This window comes from Neptuniibacter sp. QD37_11 (assembly GCF_047778105.1).
Lineage (GTDB): Bacteria > Pseudomonadota > Gammaproteobacteria > Pseudomonadales > Balneatricaceae > Neptuniibacter.
Genome location: NZ_CP180552.1, coordinates 1,369,698 through 1,396,088, shown reverse-complemented (window position 1 = coordinate 1,396,088; position 26,391 = coordinate 1,369,698). Strand labels below are relative to the sequence as shown.

Sequence of the window (26,391 nt, the reverse complement as noted above, 5' to 3'; positions counted from 1 at the left end):
CTACTATCTCGTTGATGTTACAAACACAACTCCTCTTCCATGAGAGATAACTTACTAATAAACCAGTATTTCTCTATACCGAATGTAACACAAACCGAGATTGCAACGGCGACTTGTTACATTTCGTTAGATTACAAAAATAGTTAAGCAAACTTTCTCCATTAATCTGGCTGCCACATAAAAACAAAAATCGAGAATTATCTATCTGAAGCTGTAGCGGACAAGGTAATTCAAGGAAAAGAGTAGCGCCACGATGACTCAGCCTAAGCAAGACTTCATTCTGGAAACTCGGGATCTGACCAAAGCGTTTAAAGGCTTTACTGCGGTTGATGATGTCAATCTAAAGATCCAACGAGGACACATTCACGCCCTTATCGGCCCTAACGGCGCAGGTAAGACCACTGTATTCAATTTGCTGACCAAATTTTTGCAACCAACGACCGGTCAGATCTTGTTTAACAATGAAGATATCACCTCGATGCAATCTGCAGCGATAGCACGCAAAGGGGTTGTCCGTTCATTCCAAATCTCTGCTGTTTTTCCTCACTTAACGGTTCTAGAAAACGTTCGTATTGCCCTACAACGTAAAGAAGGTAACAGCTTTCACTTTTGGCGTTCTGAAAAAATTCTTAACCATTTAAATGCGCGCGCTTTAGAGCTTCTCGAATCTGTAGGTTTAGAGAGTTTTGCCAACAGCGTTACCGTTGACCTGCCTTATGGCCGCAAGCGTGCGCTAGAGATCGCAACCACCTTAGCCTTAGAACCTGAACTCATGCTGCTTGATGAACCAACACAAGGCATGGGGCACGAAGATGTAGATGTAGTGACCGACCTAATCAAAAAGGTCTCTGCCAATCGCACAATCCTAATGGTTGAACACAACTTACATGTAGTTTCCAAACTTGCTGATCGCATCACCGTACTGCAACGAGGCGCTATTTTGACTGAAGGCGACTACGACACCGTTTCCGCAGATCCACGCGTGCGTGAAGCTTACATGGGTACTGCAGCCGAAGAAGTTGAAGCTGAACAAGCAAAACAAGAAGCGGAGGCTGTGGTATGAATCAGGCCGTTAACTTACAGACCAAACACGAAGCCGTTCACGGTAATCAGCGCGAAAAACTTCGTATTAATAATCTACACGCCTTTTATGGCGAGTCGCACATTCTCCATGGCATCGACCTAACGGTTAACCAAGGTGAATTGGTAACCCTATTGGGCCGTAACGGTTCCGGTCGTTCAACCACCCTAAAAGCCATCATGAATATGGTCGGCAAACGTACCGGCAACATTGTGGTCAATGGCGAGGAAACTATGTCCTTGCCTGCTCATAAGATTGCCCGTTTAGGCCTCGGCTTTTGCCCCGAAGAGCGCGGTATTTTCTCCAGCCTTAATGTTGAAGAAAACCTAATGCTACCACCTCAAGTGCGCTCTGACGGCATGAGTGTGGAAGAGATCTACGAAATATTCCCAAACCTTTACGAACGTAGAACCAGTCAAGGCACACGTTTATCTGGTGGTGAGCAACAGATGCTTGCCCTAGGAAGAATTTTGCGTACTGGCGCAAACATCCTATTGCTGGATGAAATTACTGAGGGCCTCGCCCCCGTCATTGTGCAGAAACTGGGCGAGGTTCTTAGTCTCCTCAAAGAGAGAGGATTAACCATTCTGCTAGTCGAGCAAAACTTCCGCTTTGCAGCCCCTATTGCTGACCGTCACTACGTGATGGAGCACGGCCACATCGTGGAAGAAGTTCATGCCCATGAGCTCGAAGCTAAAACAGATTTATTGAATACCTACCTCGGTGTTTAAGCAGTTAAAGAATAAAAACAACATAGATACGACCTTTGAGTAGAAGGTACGGCAACTGGAGCGAGTCAATGAAGACATTTAAAAAATCACTAATCTCAGCAGTTATTACAGGCGCAGTGGCAACAGCAGTTTCAGGTGCTGCACTGGCAGAATCTGACGGCAAAATTAAGCTGGGCATTTTGGCAGATATGGGTGGTACTTATGCCGACATTTGTGGTCAAGGCTGTGTAACCGCAGCAGAGATGGCGATTGAAGATTTTGGTGGTAAGGCACTTGGACAAGAGATCGAACTAGTTACAGCTGACTCACAGCTAAAACCAGATATCGCCTCTTCTATTGCGCGTAAGTGGGTAGAAGCCGAAGACGTTGATGCAATCGGTGGTTTAGTTTCTTCTGCGGTATCTGGCGCAGTATCGAAAGTTAACCTGAATGCTAAAAAGCTAACACTGATTTCTGGCTCAGCATCCAACACGTTCACAACTAAGAGCTGTAACCCTTACAACGTTCACTGGACTTACAACGTTGTTGCCCTAGCAAACGGCACTGTAAAACCTATGGTTCAATCCGGTAAGAAGAAATGGTTCTTCATCACAGCTGACTACAGTTTTGGTCACGCTCTAGAAGGTGTTGCATCCAAGGTCATCAAAGAAAACGGCGGTGAAGTTGTTGGCACTATCCGCGCTCCTCTAGGCACTACAGACTTCTCTTCTTATGTTCTTCAGGCTCAAGCTTCTGGTGCGGACGTAGTTGCTCTAGCGAATGCCGGTAACGACACAGTAAATGCGCTGAAAACTGCCACTGAATTTGGTCTAACGCAAGAGATGGATGTTGCGGGCCTATTAGTATTCACACCAAACGCTCAAGCAATGGATGCAGATGTTGCTGGCGGTATGCGCTTAACGTCTGGATTCTACTGGGACATGGATGAGAAAACGCGTCAGTGGAGTCAACGTTTCGAAGAGCGTCACGGCGCTATTCCAAGCATGATTCACGCAGGTGTTTACTCTGTAACAACTCACTACCTTAATGCAGTTAAAGCGGTAGGCAGTGATAACGCAGAAGCGATCGCTAAGAAGATGAAAGAGACAAAACCTGAAGACTTCTTCGCACGTAATGCAACTCTACGTCCAGACGGCCGTATGGTACACGACATGCTGTATGTAGAGATCAAGAAAGCAGCCGAGCGTAAAGATCAAAACGACATCTACAAAGTACTGAAGGTTATTCCAGCAGATGAGGCTTACAGCCCAATGCTACCGCAGTGCAACTTCTCATAAGAAAAACGCGTGGTGGCAAATGCTATTTGGCTTTGCCATCACCCCTGCTCCATACATCCCTATTGGATGACTACAGGTAGATGATTGTTATGTTTGATATTAACCTCTTTGCCCTATTTGGCCAGTTATTGGTTGGGTTGATCAACGGCTCATTCTACGCCTTGCTTAGCCTCGGACTGGCCATTATCTTCGGTCTGCTGAAGATAATTAACTTCGCGCAAGGTGCACTCTATATGCTGGGTGCATTTATCGCTTTTCTTGCCCTGAAATATATGGGCATAAACTACTGGGTGGCTTTGATCCTTGTACCGATCTGCATTGGCGCGATCGGCATATTGATGGAACGCTTCCTTATCCGCCCTATCGCTAATGAAGATCACCTCTATAGCCTACTGTTAACGTTCGGCTTAGCCTTGATTATACAGGGTGCTTTTACCCATATGTTTGGCTCTTCTGGCATGTCATACGCCATTCCCGAAGAACTAAAAGGCGGTAACCGTCTGCCATTTATGTATCTGCCGAATTATCGGGCTTGGATCATTATCGCTTCTATCATTGTCTGCGCTGGCACTTGGTGGATGATCGAAAAAACCAAGCTAGGTGCTTACCTTCGCGCAGGCACAGAGAACCCACAATTGATGCAAGCCTTTGGTATCAACGTGCCATTGATCGTTACTTTGACCTTTGGTTTCGGCGTTGCTTTAGCAGGCTTTGCCGGTGTCATGGCTGCTCCAGTCTATTCTGTATCTCCTGATATGGGCTCAAACATCTTAATCGTGGTGTTTGCCATCGTGGTTATCGGTGGAATGGGTTCTATCGGTGGAGCCATCCTCACGGGCCTTGGTATGGGGATCGTGGAAGGTCTAACCAAATATTTTTATCCCGAAGCCTCTACCACCATTATCTTCTTGGTGATGGTTATTGTGCTGCTACTCAAGCCAGCCGGTTTATTCGGTAAAGAAGCTTAGGAGATCGGTATGAATAATCAAAAACTAAACATTGCACTGCTGGCTCTAGCGTTGATCGCACCAGCAGCTCTTTACCCTGTTTTCCTAGCTAAAGTTCTGTGCTTTGCACTATTTGCCTGCGCATTTAACTTATTGCTTGGATTTGTGGGCTTACTTTCCTTTGGTCATGCGGCGTTCTTAGGAACGGGTGGATACATCACCGGTTACCTCATGATCAATAGCGGTATTACACCTGAACTTGCCATTCTTGCAGGTACTGTTGCCGGCGGCTTATTAGGTGCGATTTTTGGCAAGCTTGCGGTTAAGCGTGAAGGCATCTACTTCGCCATGGTGACCTTGGCTTTGGCACAGTTAGTGTTCTTCCTCTACCTACAAGCGCCATTTACTAATGGAGAAGATGGTATGCAAGGTGTGCCTCGTGGGGAGCTGTTTGGGCTACTAGACCTAAGCGATAACTACACCATGTATTACTTTGTGCTGGCCATATTTGTATTCGGTTATTGGATGATCAACCGCACCATTCATTCACCATTTGGCCAAGTATTAAAAGCAATTCGAGATAACGAAGCCCGCGCAACTTCATTGGGTTACGACGTTAATCGTTACAAATGGATTGCCTTCATCATCTCATCTGCTTTAGCAGCACTTGCTGGCTCGACCAAAACGCTGGTTTTCCAATTGGCATCGTTAACCGATGTTCATTGGCACATGTCAGGCGAAGTCATCCTTATGACCCTTGTTGGCGGGGTGGGCACGATCTTCGGCCCTGTCTTGGGTGCAGGCTTTATCGTCAGCATGCAGAACTACCTCTCTGGTGGCGAGATGGGTAACTACATTCACATCATTATGGGCGCTGTTTTTGTGGTTTGCGTTTTGAGCTTCCGCAGCGGAATAGTCGGCCAATTTATCAAATTTAAACGTAATAACTTTAGCTAAGCGCAAAACTGAGCGTTAGCGGTAAATAGCAAGGAGAGAGACAGTGATCACTTCAGCTTTCGAAACCGATCTGGATAAAAATCTGGCCAATTATTCTGCACTGACACCTATTACGTTTATCGAACGTGCAGCTAGTGTCTATCCAGAGCGTACAGCCACTGTTCATGGCGAAATACGCCGCAGCTGGGCTGAAACCTATAATCGTTGTAAGAAACTAGCCAGCGCTTTAAAACAAAAAGGCGTCAATCCTGGCGATGCCGTTTCTATTTTAGCGCCAAACCTAGCTGAACACTTTGAAGCGCATTTCGCCGTACCTATGTGTGGCGCCGTGCTTAACTCAATTAATATCCGTCTAGATTCAGAAGCCGTTGCATTTATTTTGCAGCATGCTGAAAGCAAGGTTCTTATTACTGACCGTGAGTTCAGCTCTGTCGTTAAAGGCGCTCTGGAGCTGATGGATCATAAACCTTTCATCATCGATATTGATGATCCTTATTGGACTGAAGGCGAGTTCATCGGCGATATCAAATACGATGATTTCCTCAAGCTAGGTGACGAAAACTTCACACCTCACCACGTGAATGATGAATGGAACGCCATCACCCTAAACTACACATCAGGCACGACAGGTAATCCAAAAGGTGTTGTATACCACCATCGCGGTGCTTACCTAAACGCTATCAGTAACTCCATTTCATGGGGCATGGGCCAGCACCCTGTATATCTGTGGACCCTACCAATGTTCCACTGCAATGGTTGGTGTTTCCCATGGACGATCGCTGCTATGGCAGGTGTTAATGTCTGCCTTCGTCATGTCCGCGCAGATCATATTTTTAATGCCATTAAAGAAGAGAAAGTTGGTTTCTTCTGTGGTGCACCTATCGTTCTGAACATGCTTAATTCCGCTGATGATGAACTTAAAGCTGGCATTGAACATCAAGTAAACGTGATGACTGCAGGTGCAGCGCCACCAGCAGCGGTTATCGCAGGTATGGAAGCCCTAGGCTTTAGCGTAACCCATGTTTACGGCTTAACAGAAACCTACGGCCCTTCTGTTGTGTGTGCTTGGCACGATGAGTGGAATGACAAAACGGCTGATGAGAAAGCGCGCTTAAAATCTCGTCAAGGTGTCAGAGCGCCAATGCTTGATGGCCTAATGGTTGCTGACCCAACAACAATGGAACCTGTGCCTCAAGATGGCGAAACAATGGGTGAGATTTTCATGCAAGGAAATCTTGTAATGAAAGGCTATCTAAAGAACCCAGAAACCACTGAGAAAGCCTTTGAAGGTGGTTGGTTCCACTCGGGTGATCTAGCAGTATGGCATGCAGATGGCTATATCGAGATCAAAGATCGTTCTAAAGACATCATCATCTCAGGTGGTGAAAACATCTCCTCTATCGAGGTAGAAGATGTTCTATACCGTCATCCATTTATCCAAGAAGCTGCGGTAGTTGCTAAGAACAACGAGAAATGGGGTGAAACACCTTGTGCTTTCGTTGCTCTGAAAGAGGGCTCTGAACGTGATATCACAGAGAAAGAGTTAATCGATTTCTGTCGTGAACACATGGCCCACTTTAAAGCACCGAAGGATATTGTTTTCGGTCCACTACCTAAAACATCGACCGGTAAGATCCAGAAGTTCCTACTTCGTGATCGTGCCAACGGTACAGAACCTCAAAAATCATAAGACTTATAACACCAGAGTGAAAACCTAGGAGCGCTGCTCCTAGGTCGGAGAGGTAAACAGATGAAAATTTTAGTTACCGTAAAACGCGTGATTGATTACAACGTAAAAGTGCGCGTTAAAGCAGACAACACCGATGTAGATCTAGCCAATGTCAAAATGGCGCTCAACCCGTTCTGCGAGATCGCCGTCGAAGAAGCGGTTCGCCTGAAAGAAGCAGGTAAAGCAGAAGAAATCGTCATCGTATCGATCGGACCTAAAGCCTGTCAGGAACAGATTAGAACAGCCCTAGCTTTAGGCGCAGATCGTGGTATTCAGATTGAAACTGATGTACTTCCTGAATCACTGAATGTAGCGAAGCTATTAAGCAAAGTGATCGATGAGGAACAACCTGATCTGGTAATTATGGGTAAACAAGCCATCGATAGTGATAACAATCAGACAGGTCAAATGTTAGCGGCGCTAACCGATATGCCACAAGGCACTTTTGCTTCTGAAGTGAAGGTTGAAGATGGTAAAGCTGTTGTAACTCGCGAAGTAGATGGCGGCCTACAAACAGTAGAGCTAAAACTACCAGCAATTGTGACCACTGATCTTCGACTTAATGAACCTCGCTACGCTTCGCTGCCAAACATAATGAAAGCTAAGCGCAAGCCTTTAGCGGTCAAATCCCCTGCGGACTTAAGTGTAGAGCTAAAAAACCACACCAAGTTGTTGAAAGTCACGCCACCAGCAGAGCGTGCAGCGGGCATCCGAGTAAACAGCGTTGATGAATTGATCGAGAAACTTCAGAACGAAGCAAAAGTAATTTAAGGGGGTGATATATGACTATTCTCGTTATTGCAGAACATGACAACCGTACACTAAAACCAGTCACTCTCAACACGATTACAGCAGCGACACAAATCAGTGGTGATATTCATCTATTGGTTGCGGGCAGCAACTGTAAAGCTGTAGCCGTTTCAGCCTCAGAGATCGCTGGTGTTAGTAAAGTCTTACTTGCTGATGAGCTAGCTTATGAATACCAGCTTGCAGAAAACATGGCTAAGCTAATTACCGAGTTAGGTAAGGACTACGATCATATCCTCGCACCAGCCACGACCTCGGGGAAAAACTACCTTCCACGCGTTGCAGCGCTATTGGATGTGGTTCAAATCTCAGATATCACCGCAGTTGAATCAGCTACAACGTTCCAGCGCCCTATCTACGCAGGTAACGCGGTCGCAACCGTAGAATCATTAGATCTGATTAAAGTCATCACCGTACGAACAACTGCTTTCGACGCTGCTGAAACAGGCAATTCGGCAGAGATCTGTGAGATATCGATTGCTCATGATGCCCAACTATCAAGCTTTGTTAATGAAGAGGTCGCTGAATCTGATCGCCCAGAACTGACTGCTGCCAACATCATTATTTCCGGTGGGCGCGGCATGGGTAACGGTGAGAATTTCGGTCTGCTAGAACAAGTAGCAGACAAGCTAGGCGCTGCCGTAGGTGCATCCCGTGCAGCGGTTGACGCCGGCTTTGTTCCAAACGATATGCAAGTAGGCCAGACCGGTAAGATCGTCGCGCCAGAGCTGTATATCGCTGTTGGTATTTCAGGTGCTATTCAACATCTTGCAGGAATGAAAGATTCCAAAACCATTGTTGCTATCAACAAAGATGAAGAAGCTCCTATTTTTTCCGTCGCAGATTATGGCTTAGTTGCTGACCTGTTTGACGTGATGCCAGAGCTACAAAATAAACTGTAGCTCCTTTGATGCGGGCTGGGTACTTGTCGCCTTTTTACCCAGCTCGCCTTTTTAATGTAACACACACGATACAACTTAAAGAGCCGCTTGGATGTTTTTATATAGCCGCTCTAATCAAGAGATGAGAGATTTATGAGCACTTATACTCCACCACTACAAGATGCCAGCTTTCTACTAAACCATCTGATCGATCTAGATCAGCTATGCAGTGAACAAAACCTAGACGAAGTTAACTCTGAGCTAGCCAATGTTATCGTTGAGGAAGCAGGCAAATTAGCCTCTGATGTTTTAGCCCCTTTAAACTGGGTAGGCGACCAAAACGGCGCTACAGTTGCAGATGGTGCAGTACAAGAAACCGCAGGCTTCTCCGATGCCTATCAGCAGTTTGTCGAAAATGGTTGGGCTACGCTAACGGGTCCTGAAGAGTTTGGTGGCCAGGCGCTACCCAATGTCATAGGTACAGCCGTAAATGAACTGTGGCATTCGGCCAATATGGGCTTTGCACTCTGCCCTATGCTAAGCCAAGGCGCTGTAGAAGCTCTGATTGCGCATGGTAGCGACGAATTAAAAGCACAATACCTACCACAACTGATTAGTGGTGAGTGGACCGGTACCATGAACCTAACTGAACCCAATGCAGGATCAGATCTGGCAGCGGTAGCCTCCAAAGCCATCCCTGAAGGCGATCACTACAAAATTACGGGCCAGAAGATCTTTATCACTTGGGGTGATCACCAGATGACATCGAATATCGTGCATCTAGTGCTTGCTCGTCTGCCAGATGCACCTGCCGGTGTTAAAGGCATCTCCCTGTTTATCGTGCCTAAATATCTTTTAGATGATCAAGGCCAACCAGGCGAATTAAACGACGTAAGCTGTGTATCCCTAGAGCACAAACTGGGTATTCATGGCAGCCCAACCTGTGTAATGAGCTTTGGTGATAACGAAGGCGCAATCGGTTACCTCGTAGGTGAAGCAAACAAAGGCCTGAGCTACATGTTCACAATGATGAACCATGCTCGCCAATCGGTAGGCTTACAAGGTTTGTCTATTTCCGAGCGTGCTTACCAACAAGCACTGCAATACAGCCAAGAACGCTTCCAAGGTAGCAATCCTGATGGCAGCAAAATAGCTATCATCAATCACCCAGATGTACGTCGTATGTTGATGGCGATGAAATCAGGCAATGAAGCCATGCGCGCTCTTGCCTATACCGCAGCTGCGGATATCGACCGCGCACATCATGGCGATCAAACCAGCAAATCACGAGTAGAGTTTTACACGCCTATTGTTAAAGGCTGGATGACTGAACTGGCACAAGAGCTAACATCACTGAATATCCAGGTTCACGGCGGCATGGGTTTCATCGAAGAAACTGGTGCGGCGCAACATTACCGTGATGCACGTATTTTACCGATTTACGAAGGTACTACAGGAATCCAAGCCCTTGACCTTATTGGTCGTAAAACACTGTTTGATAAAGGCGCTGCGCTAACGCAACTGCAAGCCGATGTTCAAGCCACAACTGAACTTCTACTTCACTCAGATTCAGAAGCCCTGCAAGAGCTTGGTAAAAAACTAACCACTGCTCTTCGAGATGCGACCTCTGCCGGTCAATTTATCCTAGAAAATGCAGGCAGCGATAAACAACTTATGGGCAATATCAGTGTCGATAACCTCATGATGATGGGCTACCTAACCGGTGGCTGGCTACTAGCGCAAGGCGCCATCAAAGCTGAAGAGCTAAAAGGCGCGGATAACGACTACGGCGATGATTTCCTTAACGCTAAAGTTTCTACCGCATTGTTCTTTGCTGACCATTACCTACCAAGAGTAAGCCAACATGCAGCAACCCTGCAGACTGGCTTAAATCATACTTTTGCTTTGGATATTGAACAGCTTTAGACCCTCGTTTTTACGCTCTTCACGATGGTGGTGTTACCACTCCGGAGCTGTTGGGCTCCTTTAGGCTTAAAGGCCTCTTTGCCCTCCTTTTAGGAGGGCTTTTTTGTATAAGCCTATCAGATAGTTAGCACCTAAAGACCACTATCATAAGAGAACAACTGAACAATTCACAACCAAAAAATATTGCAGCGCACAATTGTTTGTGTCATATATATTTAATCGAAGTCCGAGATAATCGTATTAATAGTGGCGACCGAACATACGGTCAAATAATCAATGTCACTAATCGCGACCAATAAAAATAATTACATGTCGCTCCAGAAACGGAACTGCAAACTGGAGACTTGAACATGAGCATTAACACAACAGGTATAGAACATACCTATCCAGAAAACGTTCGCTTAATTTCGACCACAGATACTCAGGGCGTTATCACCTACGCGAACCCTGAATTCTGTGAAGTTGCTGGTTACTCTCAAGAAGAGCTGATTGGTCAACATCACAATATCGTCCGGCACCCTGATATGCCAAAAGCAGCTTTTGGCGATCTTTGGCACCATATGAAGAATGATCAGCCTTGGATGGGCATGGTTAAGAACCGCTGTAAAAACGGTGATCATTACTGGGTTCAAGCTTATGTCATGCCTATCTACAACGATAAAGGCGAGAAAAGCGGCTACCAATCCGTGCGTACGCGACCAACAAGTTACCAGATCGAACGAGCTGAAAAAGTTTACGCAAAACTTAATAGCTCCCCTAACAAAACCGTTAAAGGAAAAAGCCTAGCTTCCCGCATTTTAGCAACAACGGCGATTACTAGCCTTTCCATGGCTGCTTGCACACTTTTACCTTTTGAATCTTTTCTCCAATACATAGCGATGTTCATCGTGTTTACGATCGCTATGTTTACGATGTATCGCCATACGCACCACCTCTCTGAAATTGCATCAACTGCGGATGGCATCTATGCCAATCCACTAGCGCAATTAGTAATGGCTGAAAACATGCATGAGCAAGGCTCAGTAGAGCTAGCAACACGAATGATGCAGGCCCGCTTAAGAACGGTAGTTGGTCGCGTTGAAGACAGTATCAAAACCCTCAATGAGGTTATGCACGAGACCGATGACGCCGTCGCTCAAACAACTTCTGGTATTCATCAGCAAAATGCTGAAAGCGACATGCTGGCCAGTGCAGCCACTCAAATGTCAGCCACAGCACATGATATTGCCGATAACACGGCGCAAACTTCTTCAGCTACTCAACATGCATCTGATCTGGCCGAGCAAGGCAAAAATAATATCAGTGTCATGTTAGAAGGTATTTCAGAGCTGGTAAGCGATGTACAAGCGGCGTCCGCATCTTCTGATGAACTTAAACATCAGGCTCATTCGATTGAACAAATTATCAATATCATCAATGAGATCGCTGAGCAGACTAATCTTCTCGCGCTAAATGCCGCGATTGAAGCTGCTCGAGCTGGAGAACAAGGACGTGGATTTGCGGTAGTTGCGGATGAAGTAAGAACCCTCGCCCAACGTACGCAATCTTCCACCAGCGAAATTCGAAATACCATCGATACCATCCAGAAGCAGGTTGAAGAAACAGCTAACGCGATGGAGCGTTGTTCAGGACAAGCACACAAGGGCATTGAACTTGCGAAAGAAGCGAGTCATTCATTTGAGCAAGTTTCTCATGCCATGACTCAGGTTTCAGATCGATGCCTACAGGTTGCCAGCGCATCCGAACAGCAAAGTGCCGTTTCAGATGAGATCAGTAATAGCATTTTGAGCATTAGAAATGTGGCTAGCTCCAATATGGATGCGGCGGATAAGACGAACCACGCTTGTGACAATCTGAAAGTGCTGGTTAAAGACCTTAATTCTCTGATGAAGACCTTCACCGCCTAGGTGCAGTCATGCATGTTGAATTAGCCACCAGACTTTCTCCGCCAGCAATCAACCACGTAGCCTTGCTGGTTGCGGCTTTAATTCTAGCCTTATTACTCGTTCCGCTATGGTATGAGATAAGGCTAAGTCGCTCGCGAGGGTTAATTTCAAAAATATCGTCAGAACTAGAAGAACTGCTAAACAACGAGCCCGTCCCTACCCTACTTTGTACTGAAGACGCTATCTTGGGTATGAATGGTTCGGCAAAGGAGTTCTTCAACCTTTCCCCTTTAACCAAGCCTCATCGTTTAAAAAGCATCTTTCATCATCTTCCAGAAGAGCTTCATTCGGGTTTAAAACAGGGTTTCCAACACAACCGTGTATTTAGTTTGAGTCATGGCCACAGTGGCCCCCTGTCGGATTTTACTGTCCATTGCACACCTAATAATGAAAACCGCTATTTAATCCGTTTACTCAAAACAGTAGCGATTAAAAAGCATGATCGTTATCGCAAAATTAAAGAGAATATAAACCAACTTTCAACCGGCGCTGTTATTACTGACGTTAACCTCAAAGTCATTGAAGTAAATACTCAATTCGAGAAGATCACCGGTTATTCAAATGCAGATATTGTTGGCCATCATATTTCCAATCTAAGCTCAGACAATAACAAGGATATCTATGAATCTATGTGGAAGGAGATATCCCGAACAGGTGTATGGTCTGGCGCTTTATGGAACGTCAAAAAAGAGGGGGAAGAATATCTACAGCATCTTACGATCAGTGAGATCACAAACAACGACGGCATTGTCACTCATTACCTGGGGACTCTCTCAGACCTATCGCAAATTTATAGCATTGATAGCCTAGGTAATAGCTCATCAGTAAAGTTAATCCCGCGAATTAAGCAACTCGAGGTCGAGTTTGAACTACTGATGAATAATGAAGGCAACGCGAAGGTTATCGTTCTCGACATACAACGTTTCAATACAATTCGTAACACGTACGGAGCAGGTATTGCTGAAAAGTTGGTCGAAGATGTAATTACCCGAATAGCGCAAGCCTGTTCCGATAAAGACTACCTTGCTCAAATCGGTAACGATGAAATCGCCATTCTTTGCAGTAGCAGTTCTCTGTACGTAAACATGCTACTGCATGAGATTAAACAGGTGATAAGAACCCCTTTTTGTATTGATGGCACAGAGGTATCCATCTCTGCTCATATTGGCTTAGCCTCCGCCCCAGATCACGGAAAGAACCTAGCTGAAGTCACTAATGCTGCGACGATGGCGTTGAATTCGAAGAAAGATATAAAACAAGGTGCCATAGCGGTATATACCCCTGCACTCAAGAAAGCATCGGTCGAAAACTTAAAAATAGAAGCGCGATTGCGGAATGCCATCAGCAGTGATGGTCTATCACTTGTTTACCAGCCCATCTTTAACCAGCAAAGGCAACTCGAGAAAGTAGAAGCCCTTTTACGTTGGACCCATTCTGAACTGGGACCCATTTCACCTGCGCGCTTTATCCCCCTCGCAGAGGAAACCGGTTTAATTCGAGAGATTGGCGAATGGGTTATCAACGAAGCCTGCAGACAGCTCGGTGTCTGGCAAGAGATGGGGATTAAAACCTTCCCTGTAGCCATTAACCTTTCCGGTTACCAACTCAGCGATTACAACTTAGCCGATAGAATTAAGCATGCTTGTAAGCAATATAACTTGCAGCACGATCAACTGATTCTCGAAGTCACTGAATCTGTATTGATGGAACAGATGGAAACCGGAAAATCGATTCTTGAAGAGCTATCAAAAGCGGGCTTCAGTATTGCAATTGACGATTTTGGGACCGGCTACTCCTCTCTCGCTTACTTGAACCAGTTCCCTGCCAGCATTCTAAAAATTGACCGAAGTTTTATCAACGATATCGGGACAGACTCTGATATGCGCGTACTCGATTCCATTATTCAACTGGCTCACAATCTAGATCTCCAGATCGTTGCCGAAGGTATCGAAACCCAAAACCAACTGGCATACCTTCAGAACAAAGGCTGCCAGAACTACCAGGGGTTCCTTCTTTCTAAACCTTTAACGCCAGAAACTCTGCAGCAGCAAAGCTTTGCTCTAGACTAATAACTCTGTAACCTTTTGCTTCACTTCAGAAAAGCGGACACGTTCACAAGAACCAAAGCCTGATAGCTGCCTTGCTTTTACACGTGTGAGTACAGGAACACTGATCCCCATTAGAAAACGACAGGCTACGCCTACAGTAAGGCGAATACTTTTACTATTAAACAGCTGATTTAATTCGTCCAAAAAGCCCATTAGCTTTGCTTCACTTGGTAGCTCTGGAACAGAAGAATAGCTTAAGGTTGCAGGTTCACCACGACAGGCCGAGCAATGGCCACACTGCTCAGGCGCTTGTTGGTCATCAAAATAACGCGCTAAATTTGAAGTTAAGCACCGATCCAATTCAAAAAAGCGAATTAACTGTGCAATCCGCTGAACTTCCTTCTCCTCTTTCTCGTTAAAGTAATCAGCAAGGGATTGAGCCAAATTAGGTTCAGCAAGTTTATTGCTATCGACGGCAAAGACTTCAGTAATTTTCTTGGTTTCAAGCATAATCAATTGCTGCTCTTGCAGATACTCCATCGCCGAAACAACTCGCTGCCGATCACAACCATAATGCTGATAAAGGCTTTCAAAATCTAAATTCCCCCACACTTTTTTAAACTGGGTATGTTGGAAAATAGCTTCGATAAACTGACGTCGTTCATCTTTAAAACGCTCTAATATCACAGGCTGTTCAACCAAGAACTTGTACTTAAAATCAGCAAAATAGGAGTATTTAGGTTGAATAACACCTCGAAGCTCTAACTGAACCAACAAGGTTTTTAGCGGAAGTTGACGGATATTCGCAGCGTTAGATAATGGAGATATTTGCATCTCCCATTGCTGACCGCTCTCCTCATCCCGAATATTGTTGATCACATATTCGATGCCCGATAGCTCTGGCGTATCACCGTATACGAAATTTTCTACCGTATTAATGCCATCTAGATTAGCCAAAGTAATACAGTGAGACAGCTGCCCATCTCTACCGGCCCGACCTATCTCCTGACTGTAGTTTTCAATCGATTTAGGTAGGTCATAATGGATCACGAAACGTACATCGGACTTATCAACACCCATACCGAAGGCAATTGTTGCGACTACAACACCTATCCTGCCAGCCATAAAATCGGTTTGGATTTGATGCCTTAACTCATTTTCTAAACCTGCATGATATGCCACTGCAGCTATTCCTTGCTGCTGTAAGTAACTGGCAACCTCCTCTGCTGTTTGTTGCAAAGTGACGTACACAATACCTGCGCAGCTTTGCGCAGCAACAACTTGAGCGAGCTGATCCTTTTTATCTGCCTCATTAACAGGCAATACCGTTAAATCCAAATTCGAGCGATAAAAGCCGGTCTGAACTATATGCTCCGCAACAATATTAAAGCGCTGCGCCATATCCCTTTTAACTTTACGCGTTGCAGTAGCTGTCAGTAACAACACTGTTGGGATATTGAGCTGCTGACAATACTGCGGCAATTTCAGATAGTCAGGGCGGAAGTTATGTCCCCACTCAGAGATACAATGCGCCTCATCCACTACCAACATTGAGATTGGCACAGAGCTTATAAACTCTCGAAAGCGTTCATTTTTAAACCGCTCAACAGAGACCATTAAAATCTTAATTCTGCCTTGACGAATATCCTGCATAACCTGACGGTTTTCATCAGGCGTCAACGTCGAATCTATACTTGCCGCAGCAATCCCTTTCTCTTTTAAAAAAGCTAACTGATCTTTCATCAGCGCTAATAACGGCGATACAACCAAGGTCAAATTAGGTAGATGAATCGCCGTAAATTGATAGCAAAGCGATTTGCCTGCACCCGTTGGAAATACTGAGAGTGTCGATTGACCATCAAGTAACTGACGAATGGTTTGCTCTTGCCCATCCCGGAATTGATCAAACGAAAAGTGTTGTTGTAGCGATTGTTGCAGATCCATAGAAAATTCCTTAGCGCTAAATCCATTTAGCGATACTTGTGAAGTTATTTGGAACTATACGTGAGGCAATAGCTATCAAGCAAAATAAAACACTTGCTCATTAAGACTCTAGTGCTTTATGGCACGTTTAGTGCTGTACAATAAACAGACAATAAAAACTAAAGGAAACTTTAATTATTTAGACATATTTAAGTGCAAAAATGCTGCACAAGCACAATGAATGTGCAATGGAGCTGATTATGGAAATTAATAAGTACTCTTCGGTCATTAGATCTCTTGTTATCGATGATAACTTCACTGCTTGGGCATCCGCCAAAGATAAGCCTTTATTCTGCGCTCAATTAGCAGGACTTGAGGGTGAACACCCTATTATCAAAGAGATCGTTTCTGGGGCTATCAATCAGATATTTTCAAGAAAGGCAGAAATTAGAGGGCATGATGTCATTTAATTAGCCTTTGTCCGCTCTAGTCTACTGACAAATGTACTTCGCTTGCTCAGATCTTGATTAAGAACCATATTTTTGTGGATTAGTTGGCCGCACATCCTAAATGCGGGTTTCCAGTTTGGCTCTGAAACGGTAGAATTTTCTTCTTTTTTATCAGTGTATGGAATATCGCAATGGGTCGAGCCTATCAAAACCGTAAAGAGTCGATGGCAAAAACATCCGATGCTAAGGCTAAGGTTTACAGTAAATTTAGCCGTGAAATCTATGTTTGTGCGAAAGCAGGCGGCATCGAAGTCGAAGGAAACCTTGCATTAGCAGGCTTAATCGAACGTGCTAAAAAGGCCCAAGTGCCTGCTCACGTAATCGACAAAGCACTAGATAAAGCTAAAGGTGGCGGCGGTGAAGATTTCTCTGAAGCTCGTTACGAAGGTTTTGGTCCTGGCGGCTGTATGGTTATCGTGGAATGTCTAACAGACAACCCTAACCGTACCTTCGGTGATGTACGTAACTGCTTTAACAAAACCAAATGTAAAATTGGTTCTCAGGGCAGCGTAAGCCACATGTTCGACCACAGTGCGATCTTCGTATTCAACGGTGATGACGAAGATGCTGTGCTAGAAGCACTAATGATGGAAGATGTAGACGTAACAGATATCGAAGCTGAAGACGGCAAGATTACTGTATTCGCGCCTCACACTGATTACTTTAAAGCGAAGAAAGCACTTCAAGAAAACATTGAAGGTCTTGACCTAGACGTTGATGAGATCCAATTTGTACCTCATAACGGCTCACCTGTCTCTGCTGACGACCTACCAATGTTCGAGAAGTTTATCGATATGCTAAATGATCTGGACGACGTTCAGAACATTTATCACAACGCTGAGATCTAATCTCTCGCTAATTCTAAAAAGCCTGCTTATTCAGCAGGCTTTTTTATTGCCTGAATTAGCTTAACCCGATAAAAAAAGCGCCGTTTACTCACGTAAACAGCGCCCAAAATAAGACCTTTCGTAAATAACAGAACCCAAACTTTCCTATGACATATCGAAAGGCCTTCCCATCTTGCAGGATGTATCTATTGACTGTGCTGCGTATAGAAAAGTTCCATTAGTTAAATAGATTTTTTCTACAGACTTCGGATACAAATGCAATATGGGAAAATAGTATCGCCAAACAAAGGACCCGTTTACCGACCAATAAATAAACAGGCCCTTAGAAGGGTTACTTCATATTGTTCATTTCTTTGAATTTAGCCATCAAAGCAACAGGCTGCTTTTTCTTGTTGTTTTTGTTTAGAACAAATACAACTGTCTGGCCTTGAGGACCCGCAGCGATCTGAGTGAAACGGTATGGTGCTTCACCTACAGTACGTACGTCTTCCATATCTTCAAGAGTACTGAAAACATATAGACGGCCATCTTCGCCACGCATTTCACCGTAGAAGCTTTCTGCACCAGCCATTTCGCCATTAAACATATCGATACTAGCGATACCAGACATTTTCTTTTTGTCTGCGCCAGTTAGACCGAATACCAATGTTTCGCCCTTAGGACCACCACCAATAAATACTTTACGGTAAGAAGTTTCGCCAACTGTGAGGAAAGACTGATAAGTTGCGAAATCGTCAAAAACGTAGTGACGACCTTCGTGAGAGACTTCGTATAGGTCATCATTGTTTAGTTGAGCAACTTCTTTAGTTTCTTCCTGTTTCGCCTGATTTGTGTGGCAACCAGTTAGAGCAATCATTGCGCTTGCAACAACAGCGCCTGCGATCAGTTTTTTCATGGGGTGAGCCTCAATAAGTTCTTATAAAAAATATCAGGCGAAACTTTACCGAGACTCTATTACAGGAAGATGTCAGTTTGATTCATCTAACCAACTGAATGATATAAAGGTCGTTAAGAGTACTAACGCAAAGATAATATGAGGGGATGGTAGAACTAGGCATAAGCTGAGGACGAGAATCCAAAGAAACTTAATTTTATTTTTCTTTGCTCGATGTTTAGCGGTAAACAAGCGCCGATAGAAATGGTCTTTATCCGGCGTCTTATCTCTCATCCATACCGGCGCCATAAGCATAAGAAAGAATTTTAACAAATGATGAAACAAAGCATTCACCCACCGAATACAAAAAAGGCCTGTAACACAGGCCTTTAAAGCATAGCTAAGCTACTAATAATCTGCCACACGATAGAGTATAGAATCATGGTAGCCAGTTGTTACTGGTATTACCCCTGAAAGCCTAGCGTTTAATTCAGGATCGCCACTGTCTACTATTAACGGGCGGCCTTCTAATTCGCGAAGTTTTGTTTTGGTCGCAATCACATTGATATTTTCTTTGCCGATTCGCTTAAGCAATGCAGGGCTCAGCTGTTGATTACCACGTCCGACAATGTGCCCTTGACCACCGATCAATGTAATAACAAGTTGGCAAGGTTCACCTTCTGTTAACTCCAGCAGTTGCTGTGCTGTACAGTCTGAAGCAACGATCTCATTATCCTTAATCAGATCAACCCCTAACAAGGTATTTGGTAACCCCAACTGTTCCATAACAGCCGCCACTGTGGAACCCGACCCCATGACATAGTATGAATCGGGATCCAGCTTTTCGATCACATCTGCGGCAATATCATCCAACACCAACTCTTCGGATTCTTTGCCGCCATTTTTTACGTGCTGCAGAAAACGATGCTCTTGAGGGACAACTAGTTCGCCATAATACTTCGCCCGCACACGCCCTTCCCGGAACGCCTCTTCATCAATATCACGGACTTCCTGATCACCTAAAGTAACTAACTCGCCTTTCACCAGCATGGCAACAATTTCACCCGCTGCTTTAGGCGTAACGGCATAAACACCCGAGTGTATTTTTACACCTGCAGGAACACCTAGAACCGGTACTTCACCGGCAATCGATTCGCAGATATTACGAGCGGTGCCATCACCACCGGCAAACAGGATGATATCAACCCCTGCAGCAACCAGATCCTTGGCAGCTCTTAAAGTGTCTTCTGCGTGAGTATTACCTGATTCGATCTCACCAACGACTAGCGGTTCAAACCCTGCTTTAACGGCAACCTCTTCGCCCATTTCAGCAGGGTAGGTAATAACTTGGATATCTAAACCTTGAAGCACTTCCAAAGCCTGAAGGGTACGTAAGCCTGCTTTAGGCTCAGCACCTAATTCCAGAGCTTTCTTCGCGGTCTCCTCACCGTCACTTCCCTTAAGCGCGACACTGCCGCCAACTCCTGCTAAAGGGTTAATAATAAGACCGAGTTTAAACACCTATGATCTCCAAATTACCGGTTTCAATTAAAAATTGCTGGTATACAAAAGCTGCCAGAATCAGATGGGTGTCATCATCCATCTCTTCAAATTCAACACCGTGGCTCACCACTTTGGTTAAACCATCTTCTGCCGCTTGCACACTTCTTATCACAACTGGGGTGAGTACTACCTGATCGGCACCTGCCACTTGAAAGCGCGTCGTGACAAATAACTTGTCACCTTGTTTACCTAGGGTAACAGGCGCATCTATACAGGCACCTTTGATACTAATATCAGTACAGTAAGCATTGATTGGCCAATCTAATCTTAGCCCTTTTCCCAACTCGAATTCATCAATCGACACCATCAAATTAACAGGCACGCGCGTATGACTTCGAATACGCCTAACCTCAGTATCGGTTGGATATTCAAGGTGCCAATAAGCAAACGGGCTGGTCTGTATTTTGAGTAACTTAGCACTGAAGGCACAGATAAAGTTACCACTCATCAAACGGACGGTCACTCGCGAACCCACGTTAATGGAATTCGAGGTACGTGGTGCTGAAACCATCATGCTGCCATTTTCACGATAGCCTAATAGCTGGACCGAATAACGCCCACGCGGAGTACGTGTTTCTATCTGAACCTTTTCCCCCACTTTGGGGTTCAGTTCAGCAAGAGTTTTAACGGATTTTAACTGTGCTAACGCTTCGGTCATTCAGGGTTCTTATAACTGCATTAATAAAGGTTATAGCTTAAGGGATTTAGGGTTAGTCTGCGAGCTGAAAACCCAATGCCGATAGCTCTTTCGGATTTGTTGAATTAGCCACCTTTAGAGAGGCAAACTCACGACGTACTCGATACTGCTTACGAAGTTGATCAAACGCTAATTTTTGTTCGGCTTCTGGCAATTCCAACGTAGCTCTCAAGAGCTGATCATCTACTTGTGGATCATAAATCAGCGCCATTAATTCTAATGCGGCTAAACTCCCCTGCTCCTTAAATGACAATTCAGCCTCTGGAAGAAAATCGGTTAGAGGCTCTTCACACTCCACCTGTAAATGCTTACATAGCGCTTGATATAGCATGTAAGTGCCTCGAATTTTTCCATCTAGGCTATAACCGGCAATATGGGGGGATACAAATTCACATAGTGCCGCTAACTCTGCATTGACTGCAGGTTCGTGCTCCCAAACATCTAAGGCAATAAGCAGATCAGAACGCTGCTGGCCAACTTTAAGCAAAGCAGTGTTATCAATCACAGGGCCACGTCCTGCATTAATGACAATCGCATTTTCACCTAGTTTCTGGAGTTGCTCAGTCGACAGCAGGTGCTTGGTCGGGTGATCACCATCTAAGGTAAGCGGAGTATGCAAACAAAGGACATCAGCTTGCTCAAGCAAAGTATCTAGATCAGAAAAACCAGATTCAGATTCAGCACGCGGAGGGTCATTTAGCAACACCTTGAAACCTAACTTTTCAAAACGCTTCTGCAAACGGCCGCCAACATTACCTACACCAATAATGCCATAGGTTCTTTCCTTAGGAGCAAACTGATATTTAGCCGCCAGTTGATATATAACACTTAATACATATTCCACAACAGCATCGGCATTACAGCCGGGCGCATTGGCAAACGCGATATCGTTGTCTTCCAGATAAGTCTTATCGATGTGGTCTGTACCTATAGTCGCTGTACCGACAAACTGAACCCGGCTACCCTGTAACAGCGCTTTATTCACTTGAGTGATAGAACGAACTAAAAGTACATCAGCATCTGAAAGTTGCTCTGCGGATAAGCCTCGACCAGCACAAAGTTTGACTTCACCAAAACGAGAAAAAATAGCCTCAGCCATAGGCATATTCTCATCCGCCAAGATTTTTAGTTTCCGGTTCAACAATTTATCTATCTCCAGTCTTTACAAACCGCGCGATATCAGGCTCAATGCGCGGTTTTCATTGGCTATCAGCGGGCAAAACCTGCTGTCATTCTACGGATTACATCAGTTTGATCATACGCTGGCAAAAACAACAGGAATACTACATCGTTCGGATGTACCAAGACCTGGTCGGTGATTGGATTGTAACCCAAAGCTGGGGCAATTCGACTGACGATAAAAACGAGTGTAATCAAACAGTTGCCAAATCATATCAAGATGCTCGTTTTATTGTGAGGGAAATTCGTAAGCAATTAAAATCTGAGGGTTTTAGGCTTATCGCTCGCAAGGAGACTCAACTGGGATTTGAGTTTGACCCTATTCATATAGATACACCCAAAAAACATGCGCTACTGTTTTCAGAAAAATTATTCTGAGCGCATTCCCTTCTATATTCCCCTACCACCGATAAAAATCTCTACTAAAGTACAGCATTTGCCTTATTTTTGTGATGATATATTCGTGTATATAAGCTTGTAATACAGGCAGTTAGGGTTGTATCAAGAGATGTCTATAAACTCTTGTAGCCATAACTATCTCCTCCCCTAAATAACAACAAAATAGGGACATTGCATGAATGGGTCCATTTCTAGCTTTTACTTTAAAAGTTTTTTTGCGGCAGTTTTTATTATTGTCATTGCTGGCGCAGCATCATTCTATTTAGGAGTCGACAGCACTGCTCTGATCATTCTGATCGTCACCGCTCTTTTAGCATCAAGCCTTTCAATCCTAGTGTTACACAACTCCGTTTTAGGCAAACTGAGCAAAGAAGCCTCTCTAGTTAATGCTAATAAAACTGACGAATTAGAATTACTCCCGACTTTATTTGGCGACCTCTTCAGTAATCGCCAAGGCAATGAAGATGTCAGCGCAAAACTGTCCTCCAGCGCCAACGCCAACGCTGTTGCAGCAGCAGAGGTTTCCTACTCCGCTGATACCCTAAAAACTAAACTCGACAATCAAGTTCAAGAAGTCTCTCAAATTGCACAGAACTCTGAAGAGATGACTGTGACTGTCCAACAGTCTGCACAACAAGCTGAAATTGCCGCAGATATGGCAATCCAAGCCAAAACCACGGGGGCCGAAGGCCAACAAGCACTTACAGAAGCGATGGGTAACATTCGCGAGCTTAACTCTCAAGCCGCTGAGACATTAACACTCATCGAGCAGCTGAATGAGAAATCTCTGAAAATCCAAGATGTGACCAAGGTTATTGAAGAGATTGCTGAGCAAACCAACTTACTTGCACTTAACGCAGCAATCGAAGCTGCTCGCGCTGGTGATCATGGACGCGGCTTTGCCGTAGTTGCCGACGAGGTAAGACAACTCGCATCTAGAACAGCCAGCGCTACTGGTGAAGTAGAAACTATTGTTGATGAGATCCGCGCTGAAACTCAGCAAGTTGTTGCTCGGATTAAAACGCTGTCAAGTGATGTTGAAAGTGGCACTGAAGCGATGGAACTTATCAGCAATCAACTAGGGGGGATTTCAGAGCAATCTTCCGCTGTAGAAGAACAGATCTCAGTTATCGCCGAAGGCGCTCGTGCCAATCGCCAGAACCTAGAAGTCATCTTTAACTCTCTGCAAACGGTTCGCCATGAACTGGAAGAAAGTGATGTAGAGGTTAGCCAACTTGCGACTCAAGCATCAGCGTTGATGGAGGCTGCTGAAAGATCCAATGCGATCTTAGCCGCATCCTCAGACCAAAACTTCCATCAACAGTTCTATCAGATTGCACGTGATACTGCTGATCAAGTAGCCGAATCATTCCAACAAGCACTATCTTCAGGGCAAATGCATGAAGGTAGTTTATTTGATCGTAACTACGTACCCGTAAATGGCACTAATCCGCAAAAATATACAACGCAGTTTGATAAATATTGCGATCAAATTTTACCAGGTATTCAAGAACCAGCGCTTTCTCGTCATAACAAAATGGTCTACGCCATTGTGACTGACCCGAACGGCTATGTCCCAACTCACAATAATCAGTTTGCTAACCCACCGACAGGTAACTTTGAAACCGATCTTGTGAAAAGCCGAAGTAAACGCCTGTTTAATGACCGTACGGGCGCACGTTGTGGTTGCCATACCGAAACTATGCTTCTACAAACTTATAAGCGCGATACCGGTGAAATAATGCACGACCTATCGGTACCTATCTTTATCAATGGTCGACACTGGGGTGGTTTACGCATAGGTTATTGGCCAGAAAATCACTAATTCAATTTTCTCAAAAAGCCGCTTTCATAGCGGCTTTTTTTACACCTGAAACAATTTATTACTTAAGATTAAGTGCATATAATCTAATCATATAACGCGCATGGCGTTTGTCCGTGCTGATATCCCTTTAAAACCAATAATATAAATTGCGGGAAGAAGATGAAGAAATTTGAATTTTCCGAGATGCCAAATAAAGAGGGTTTCTTCGGTCAATTTGGTGGGCAAGAGATCCCACCGGAACTAAAAGAGATCATGGATGAGATTAACGACGCCTATGAAGAGATCCGTCAACAACCGGAATTCCAACAAGAACTAGACACGCTATTTGCTGACTATGTTGGCCGTCCAAGTCCGATCTATCATGCAAAACGTCTGAGTGACAAATTAGGTGGCGCACAGATCTACCTGAAACGTGAAGACCTGAACCACACAGGTGCTCATAAGATCAACCACTGCCTAGGCGAAGCCCTTCTTGCAAAATATATGGGCAAAACTAAAGTGATTGCCGAAACAGGTGCAGGTCAACACGGTGTCGCTTTAGCAACAGCCTGCGCTCTCGTAGGCATTCCTTGTGAAATTCACATGGGCCAAGTAGATATTGAGAAAGAACACCCTAACGTTACCAAAATGAAAATTCTTGGTTGCAAGCTAGTGCCCGTCACTCAAGGTACCGCGACTTTGAAGGATGCGGTGGATAGCGCCTTTGAAGAGTACCTAAAAGATCCTGTTAACTATATCTATGCAATCGGCTCAGTGGTCGGTCCTCACCCTTTCCCTAAAATGGTACGCGATTTCCAGAGTATTATTGGTAACGAAGCACGCGAACAGTTCCAAGCGAAAAAGGGGCAGCTACCCAATTACATCACCGCTTGTGTTGGTGGTGGTTCAAACGCAATGGGTTTATTTACCGCATTTTTGAATGATGAAGCGGTCAATATTGTCGGGGTTGAACCAGCAGGCAAAGGCCTAGATACCACAGAGCATTCGGCAACGTTGACCCTAGGTAAACCTGGTTCCCTTCACGGTATGAAATGTTATGTTCTAGAAGATGACAATGGTGAGCCCCTACCTGTTCACTCAATTGCTTCAGGTCTTGATTACCCTGGTGTGGGCCCTCAGCACAGCTACCTAAAAGAGCTCGGCCGAGTTGAATATGAAACCGCTTCTGATCAAGAGTGCCTAGATGCATTTATGACGTTGTCACAAGTAGAAGGCATCATACCCGCATTGGAAAGCTCTCATGCAGTTGCATGGGCAATGCGTAAAGCACCTGAACTATCCAAAGACCAAACTATCCTTGTGAACCTATCAGGCCGTGGCGACAAAGACGCCGACTACGTCGCTGACAAGCTAGGGCTTTAACAGTATGTTCGATGGTGCAACAGGTTTCTGTTGCACCTGCTCCACTTACAAGCACTCATGCAACTTGCAGTTGTTCTTCCCTTACTGAGCGTCTCCACTCTAAACGATCACTAAAATGCAGCAGTTTTAACTCGCCCGAAAAATCTTCAATCAGCGCAGAACAGTTCTCAATCCAATCACCAGTATTTGCGTAAACCACATCGGTTGCATCGTCATATTCTGGATAATGAATATGCCCACAAATCACACCATCAAAACCTCTTCGTTTAGCTTCAGCTTTACACTCGGTTTTATAACGGTAGATAGCATGTTTAGCGCCACGAATATTATCTTTTACCTGTCCTGCGAGTGAGTAAAACGGGCGGCCACTCACTTTACGTAACCGATTGGACCAGCGATTTAGGAAAAGTAGGAAGTCATACGCTAAATCACCTGCCCACTTAGTCAACCAAGAGTGCTTCATATACGCATCCATCGCATCGCCGTGCATAATTAAAAAGCGCTGATCCTTCGCAGTCCTAAATTCATGTTCATGAATAATCTCAATAGGCCCGAAACGCTGGCCATCAAAGCGACGCAAAGGGTCATCATGATTACCAGGCACATAGATAACACGCGTACCTTGGTCAGCGAGCTCATACAATTTTAAAAGAATTCGATAATGTTCTTCGGGCCAAAACAGTCTGCGCTTCAATGACCATAGATCGACAATATCCCCAACCAAATACAAAGTTTCACATTTGATTGAAGAGAGGAATTGATACAGATAATCAGCCTTGCAGTCTTTGAAACCGAGATGAACATCTGAGATAAAAATAGTACGAGCATTGATAAGTGAAGACACGGTCATAAATTCTCTCTTTATGAGTTATGACCAGTCTG

General features: G+C 44.7%; 22 protein-coding genes. 16 read left to right on the top strand and 6 right to left on the bottom strand.

Annotation, left to right across the window (positions count from 1 at the left end):
* The first annotated feature begins 253 nt into the window (after nucleotides 1–253).
* From ACMXYT_RS06265 to ACMXYT_RS06215, 11 genes are all read left to right on the top strand, one after another.
* A complete protein-coding gene (locus ACMXYT_RS06265) occupies nucleotides 254–1,063 on the top strand; it encodes an ABC transporter ATP-binding protein (RefSeq protein ID WP_415885071.1) in 810 nt (269 codons plus the stop codon).
* The gene (locus ACMXYT_RS06260; protein ID WP_415888502.1) at nucleotides 1,060–1,812 is read left to right on the top strand and encodes an ABC transporter ATP-binding protein; all 753 of its coding nucleotides are present in this window, start codon (nucleotides 1,060–1,062) and stop codon (nucleotides 1,810–1,812) included. The genes ACMXYT_RS06265 and ACMXYT_RS06260 overlap by 4 nt, the downstream gene beginning before the upstream one ends.
* 68 nt (nucleotides 1,813–1,880) lie before the next feature.
* The gene (locus ACMXYT_RS06255) at nucleotides 1,881–3,089 is read left to right on the top strand and encodes an ABC transporter substrate-binding protein (RefSeq protein ID WP_415891825.1); all 1,209 of its coding nucleotides are present in this window, start codon (nucleotides 1,881–1,883) and stop codon (nucleotides 3,087–3,089) included.
* Nucleotides 3,090–3,169: 80 nt separating this feature from the next.
* Nucleotides 3,170–4,057 carry a branched-chain amino acid ABC transporter permease gene (locus ACMXYT_RS06250; protein ID WP_415885074.1) on the top strand — a complete coding sequence of 296 codons (888 nt, stop codon included), beginning with the start codon at nucleotides 3,170–3,172 and terminating at the stop codon, nucleotides 4,055–4,057.
* 9 nt (nucleotides 4,058–4,066) lie between these two features.
* Nucleotides 4,067–4,993, top strand: a complete 927-nt coding sequence (locus tag ACMXYT_RS06245) for a branched-chain amino acid ABC transporter permease (RefSeq protein ID WP_415885075.1) — start codon at nucleotides 4,067–4,069, stop codon at nucleotides 4,991–4,993.
* 46 nt (nucleotides 4,994–5,039) lie between these two features.
* Nucleotides 5,040–6,683 (top strand): acyl-CoA synthetase, encoded by a 1,644-nt coding sequence (locus tag ACMXYT_RS06240; protein ID WP_415901103.1) that lies wholly within the window; start codon nucleotides 5,040–5,042, stop codon nucleotides 6,681–6,683.
* Nucleotides 6,684–6,743: 60 nt separating this feature from the next.
* A complete protein-coding gene (locus ACMXYT_RS06235; protein ID WP_415900764.1) occupies nucleotides 6,744–7,493 on the top strand; it encodes an electron transfer flavoprotein subunit beta/FixA family protein in 750 nt (249 codons plus the stop codon).
* Nucleotides 7,494–7,504: 11 nt separating this feature from the next.
* Complete coding sequence (locus tag ACMXYT_RS06230) at nucleotides 7,505–8,431, top strand: electron transfer flavoprotein subunit alpha/FixB family protein (protein ID WP_415900762.1); 927 nt, start codon at nucleotides 7,505–7,507, stop codon at nucleotides 8,429–8,431.
* 132 nt (nucleotides 8,432–8,563) lie between these two features.
* A complete protein-coding gene (locus tag ACMXYT_RS06225) occupies nucleotides 8,564–10,336 on the top strand; it encodes an acyl-CoA dehydrogenase (protein ID WP_415900760.1) in 1,773 nt (590 codons plus the stop codon).
* Nucleotides 10,337–10,686: 350 nt separating this feature from the next.
* A complete protein-coding gene (locus tag ACMXYT_RS06220; RefSeq protein ID WP_415900759.1) occupies nucleotides 10,687–12,243 on the top strand; it encodes a methyl-accepting chemotaxis protein in 1,557 nt (518 codons plus the stop codon).
* Nucleotides 12,244–12,251: 8 nt separating this feature from the next.
* Nucleotides 12,252–14,351 (top strand): EAL and GGDEF domain-containing protein, encoded by a 2,100-nt coding sequence (locus ACMXYT_RS06215; RefSeq protein ID WP_415912035.1) that lies wholly within the window; start codon nucleotides 12,252–12,254, stop codon nucleotides 14,349–14,351.
* Here ACMXYT_RS06215 and ACMXYT_RS06210 read toward each other — a convergent pair.
* Nucleotides 14,343–16,274, bottom strand: coding sequence for an ATP-dependent DNA helicase RecQ (locus ACMXYT_RS06210; protein ID WP_415900757.1), 1,932 nt, complete (start codon nucleotides 16,272–16,274; stop codon nucleotides 14,343–14,345). The two genes, ACMXYT_RS06215 and ACMXYT_RS06210, sit on opposite strands and share 9 nt — an antisense overlap.
* A 239-nt stretch (nucleotides 16,275–16,513) precedes the next feature.
* Between ACMXYT_RS06210 and ACMXYT_RS06205 the strand changes: the two genes are divergently transcribed.
* Nucleotides 16,514–16,723, top strand: a complete 210-nt coding sequence (locus ACMXYT_RS06205; protein ID WP_415900756.1) for a hypothetical protein — start codon at nucleotides 16,514–16,516, stop codon at nucleotides 16,721–16,723.
* Between the two features lie 170 nt (nucleotides 16,724–16,893).
* Nucleotides 16,894–17,610, top strand: a complete 717-nt coding sequence (locus ACMXYT_RS06200; RefSeq protein ID WP_415885083.1) for a YebC/PmpR family DNA-binding transcriptional regulator — start codon at nucleotides 16,894–16,896, stop codon at nucleotides 17,608–17,610.
* A 331-nt stretch (nucleotides 17,611–17,941) separates the two neighbouring features.
* Here ACMXYT_RS06200 and ACMXYT_RS06195 read toward each other — a convergent pair whose 3' ends face one another.
* The 4 genes from ACMXYT_RS06195 to pdxB form a co-directional block, all read right to left on the bottom strand.
* Complete coding sequence (locus ACMXYT_RS06195) at nucleotides 17,942–18,505, bottom strand: hypothetical protein (protein WP_415900755.1); 564 nt, start codon at nucleotides 18,503–18,505, stop codon at nucleotides 17,942–17,944.
* 387 nt (nucleotides 18,506–18,892) lie between these two features.
* Nucleotides 18,893–20,005, bottom strand: a complete 1,113-nt coding sequence (locus tag ACMXYT_RS06190; RefSeq protein ID WP_415912034.1) for an ATP-NAD kinase family protein — start codon at nucleotides 20,003–20,005, stop codon at nucleotides 18,893–18,895.
* The gene (locus tag ACMXYT_RS06185; protein WP_415900753.1) at nucleotides 19,998–20,705 is read right to left on the bottom strand and encodes a flagellar brake protein; all 708 of its coding nucleotides are present in this window, start codon (nucleotides 20,703–20,705) and stop codon (nucleotides 19,998–20,000) included. Before ACMXYT_RS06185 ends, ACMXYT_RS06190 begins: the two co-directional genes overlap by 8 nt.
* Nucleotides 20,706–20,757: 52 nt before the next feature.
* Nucleotides 20,758–21,888 carry a 4-phosphoerythronate dehydrogenase PdxB gene (pdxB, locus tag ACMXYT_RS06180; RefSeq protein WP_415900752.1) on the bottom strand — a complete coding sequence of 377 codons (1,131 nt, stop codon included), beginning with the start codon at nucleotides 21,886–21,888 and terminating at the stop codon, nucleotides 20,758–20,760.
* A gap of 107 nt (nucleotides 21,889–21,995) precedes the next feature.
* Here pdxB and ACMXYT_RS06175 point away from each other — a divergent pair, with 107 nt between their 5' ends.
* The 3 genes from ACMXYT_RS06175 (at nucleotide 21,996) to trpB (ending at nucleotide 25,509) form a co-directional block, all read left to right on the top strand.
* The gene (locus ACMXYT_RS06175; RefSeq protein WP_415900751.1) at nucleotides 21,996–22,301 is read left to right on the top strand and encodes a hypothetical protein; all 306 of its coding nucleotides are present in this window, start codon (nucleotides 21,996–21,998) and stop codon (nucleotides 22,299–22,301) included.
* Between the two features lie 196 nt (nucleotides 22,302–22,497).
* Entirely contained in the window at nucleotides 22,498–24,147 is a 1,650-nt protein-coding gene (locus ACMXYT_RS06170) for a methyl-accepting chemotaxis protein (RefSeq protein ID WP_415900750.1), read from the top strand.
* A gap of 159 nt (nucleotides 24,148–24,306) precedes the next feature.
* A complete protein-coding gene (trpB, locus tag ACMXYT_RS06165; RefSeq protein WP_415900749.1) occupies nucleotides 24,307–25,509 on the top strand; it encodes a tryptophan synthase subunit beta in 1,203 nt (400 codons plus the stop codon).
* A 55-nt stretch (nucleotides 25,510–25,564) separates the two neighbouring features.
* Here the strand turns inward: trpB and ACMXYT_RS06160 are convergent, their stop codons facing one another.
* Complete coding sequence (locus ACMXYT_RS06160) at nucleotides 25,565–26,359, bottom strand: UDP-2,3-diacylglucosamine diphosphatase (RefSeq protein WP_415912033.1); 795 nt, start codon at nucleotides 26,357–26,359, stop codon at nucleotides 25,565–25,567.
* Nucleotides 26,360–26,391 lie beyond the last annotated feature (32 nt).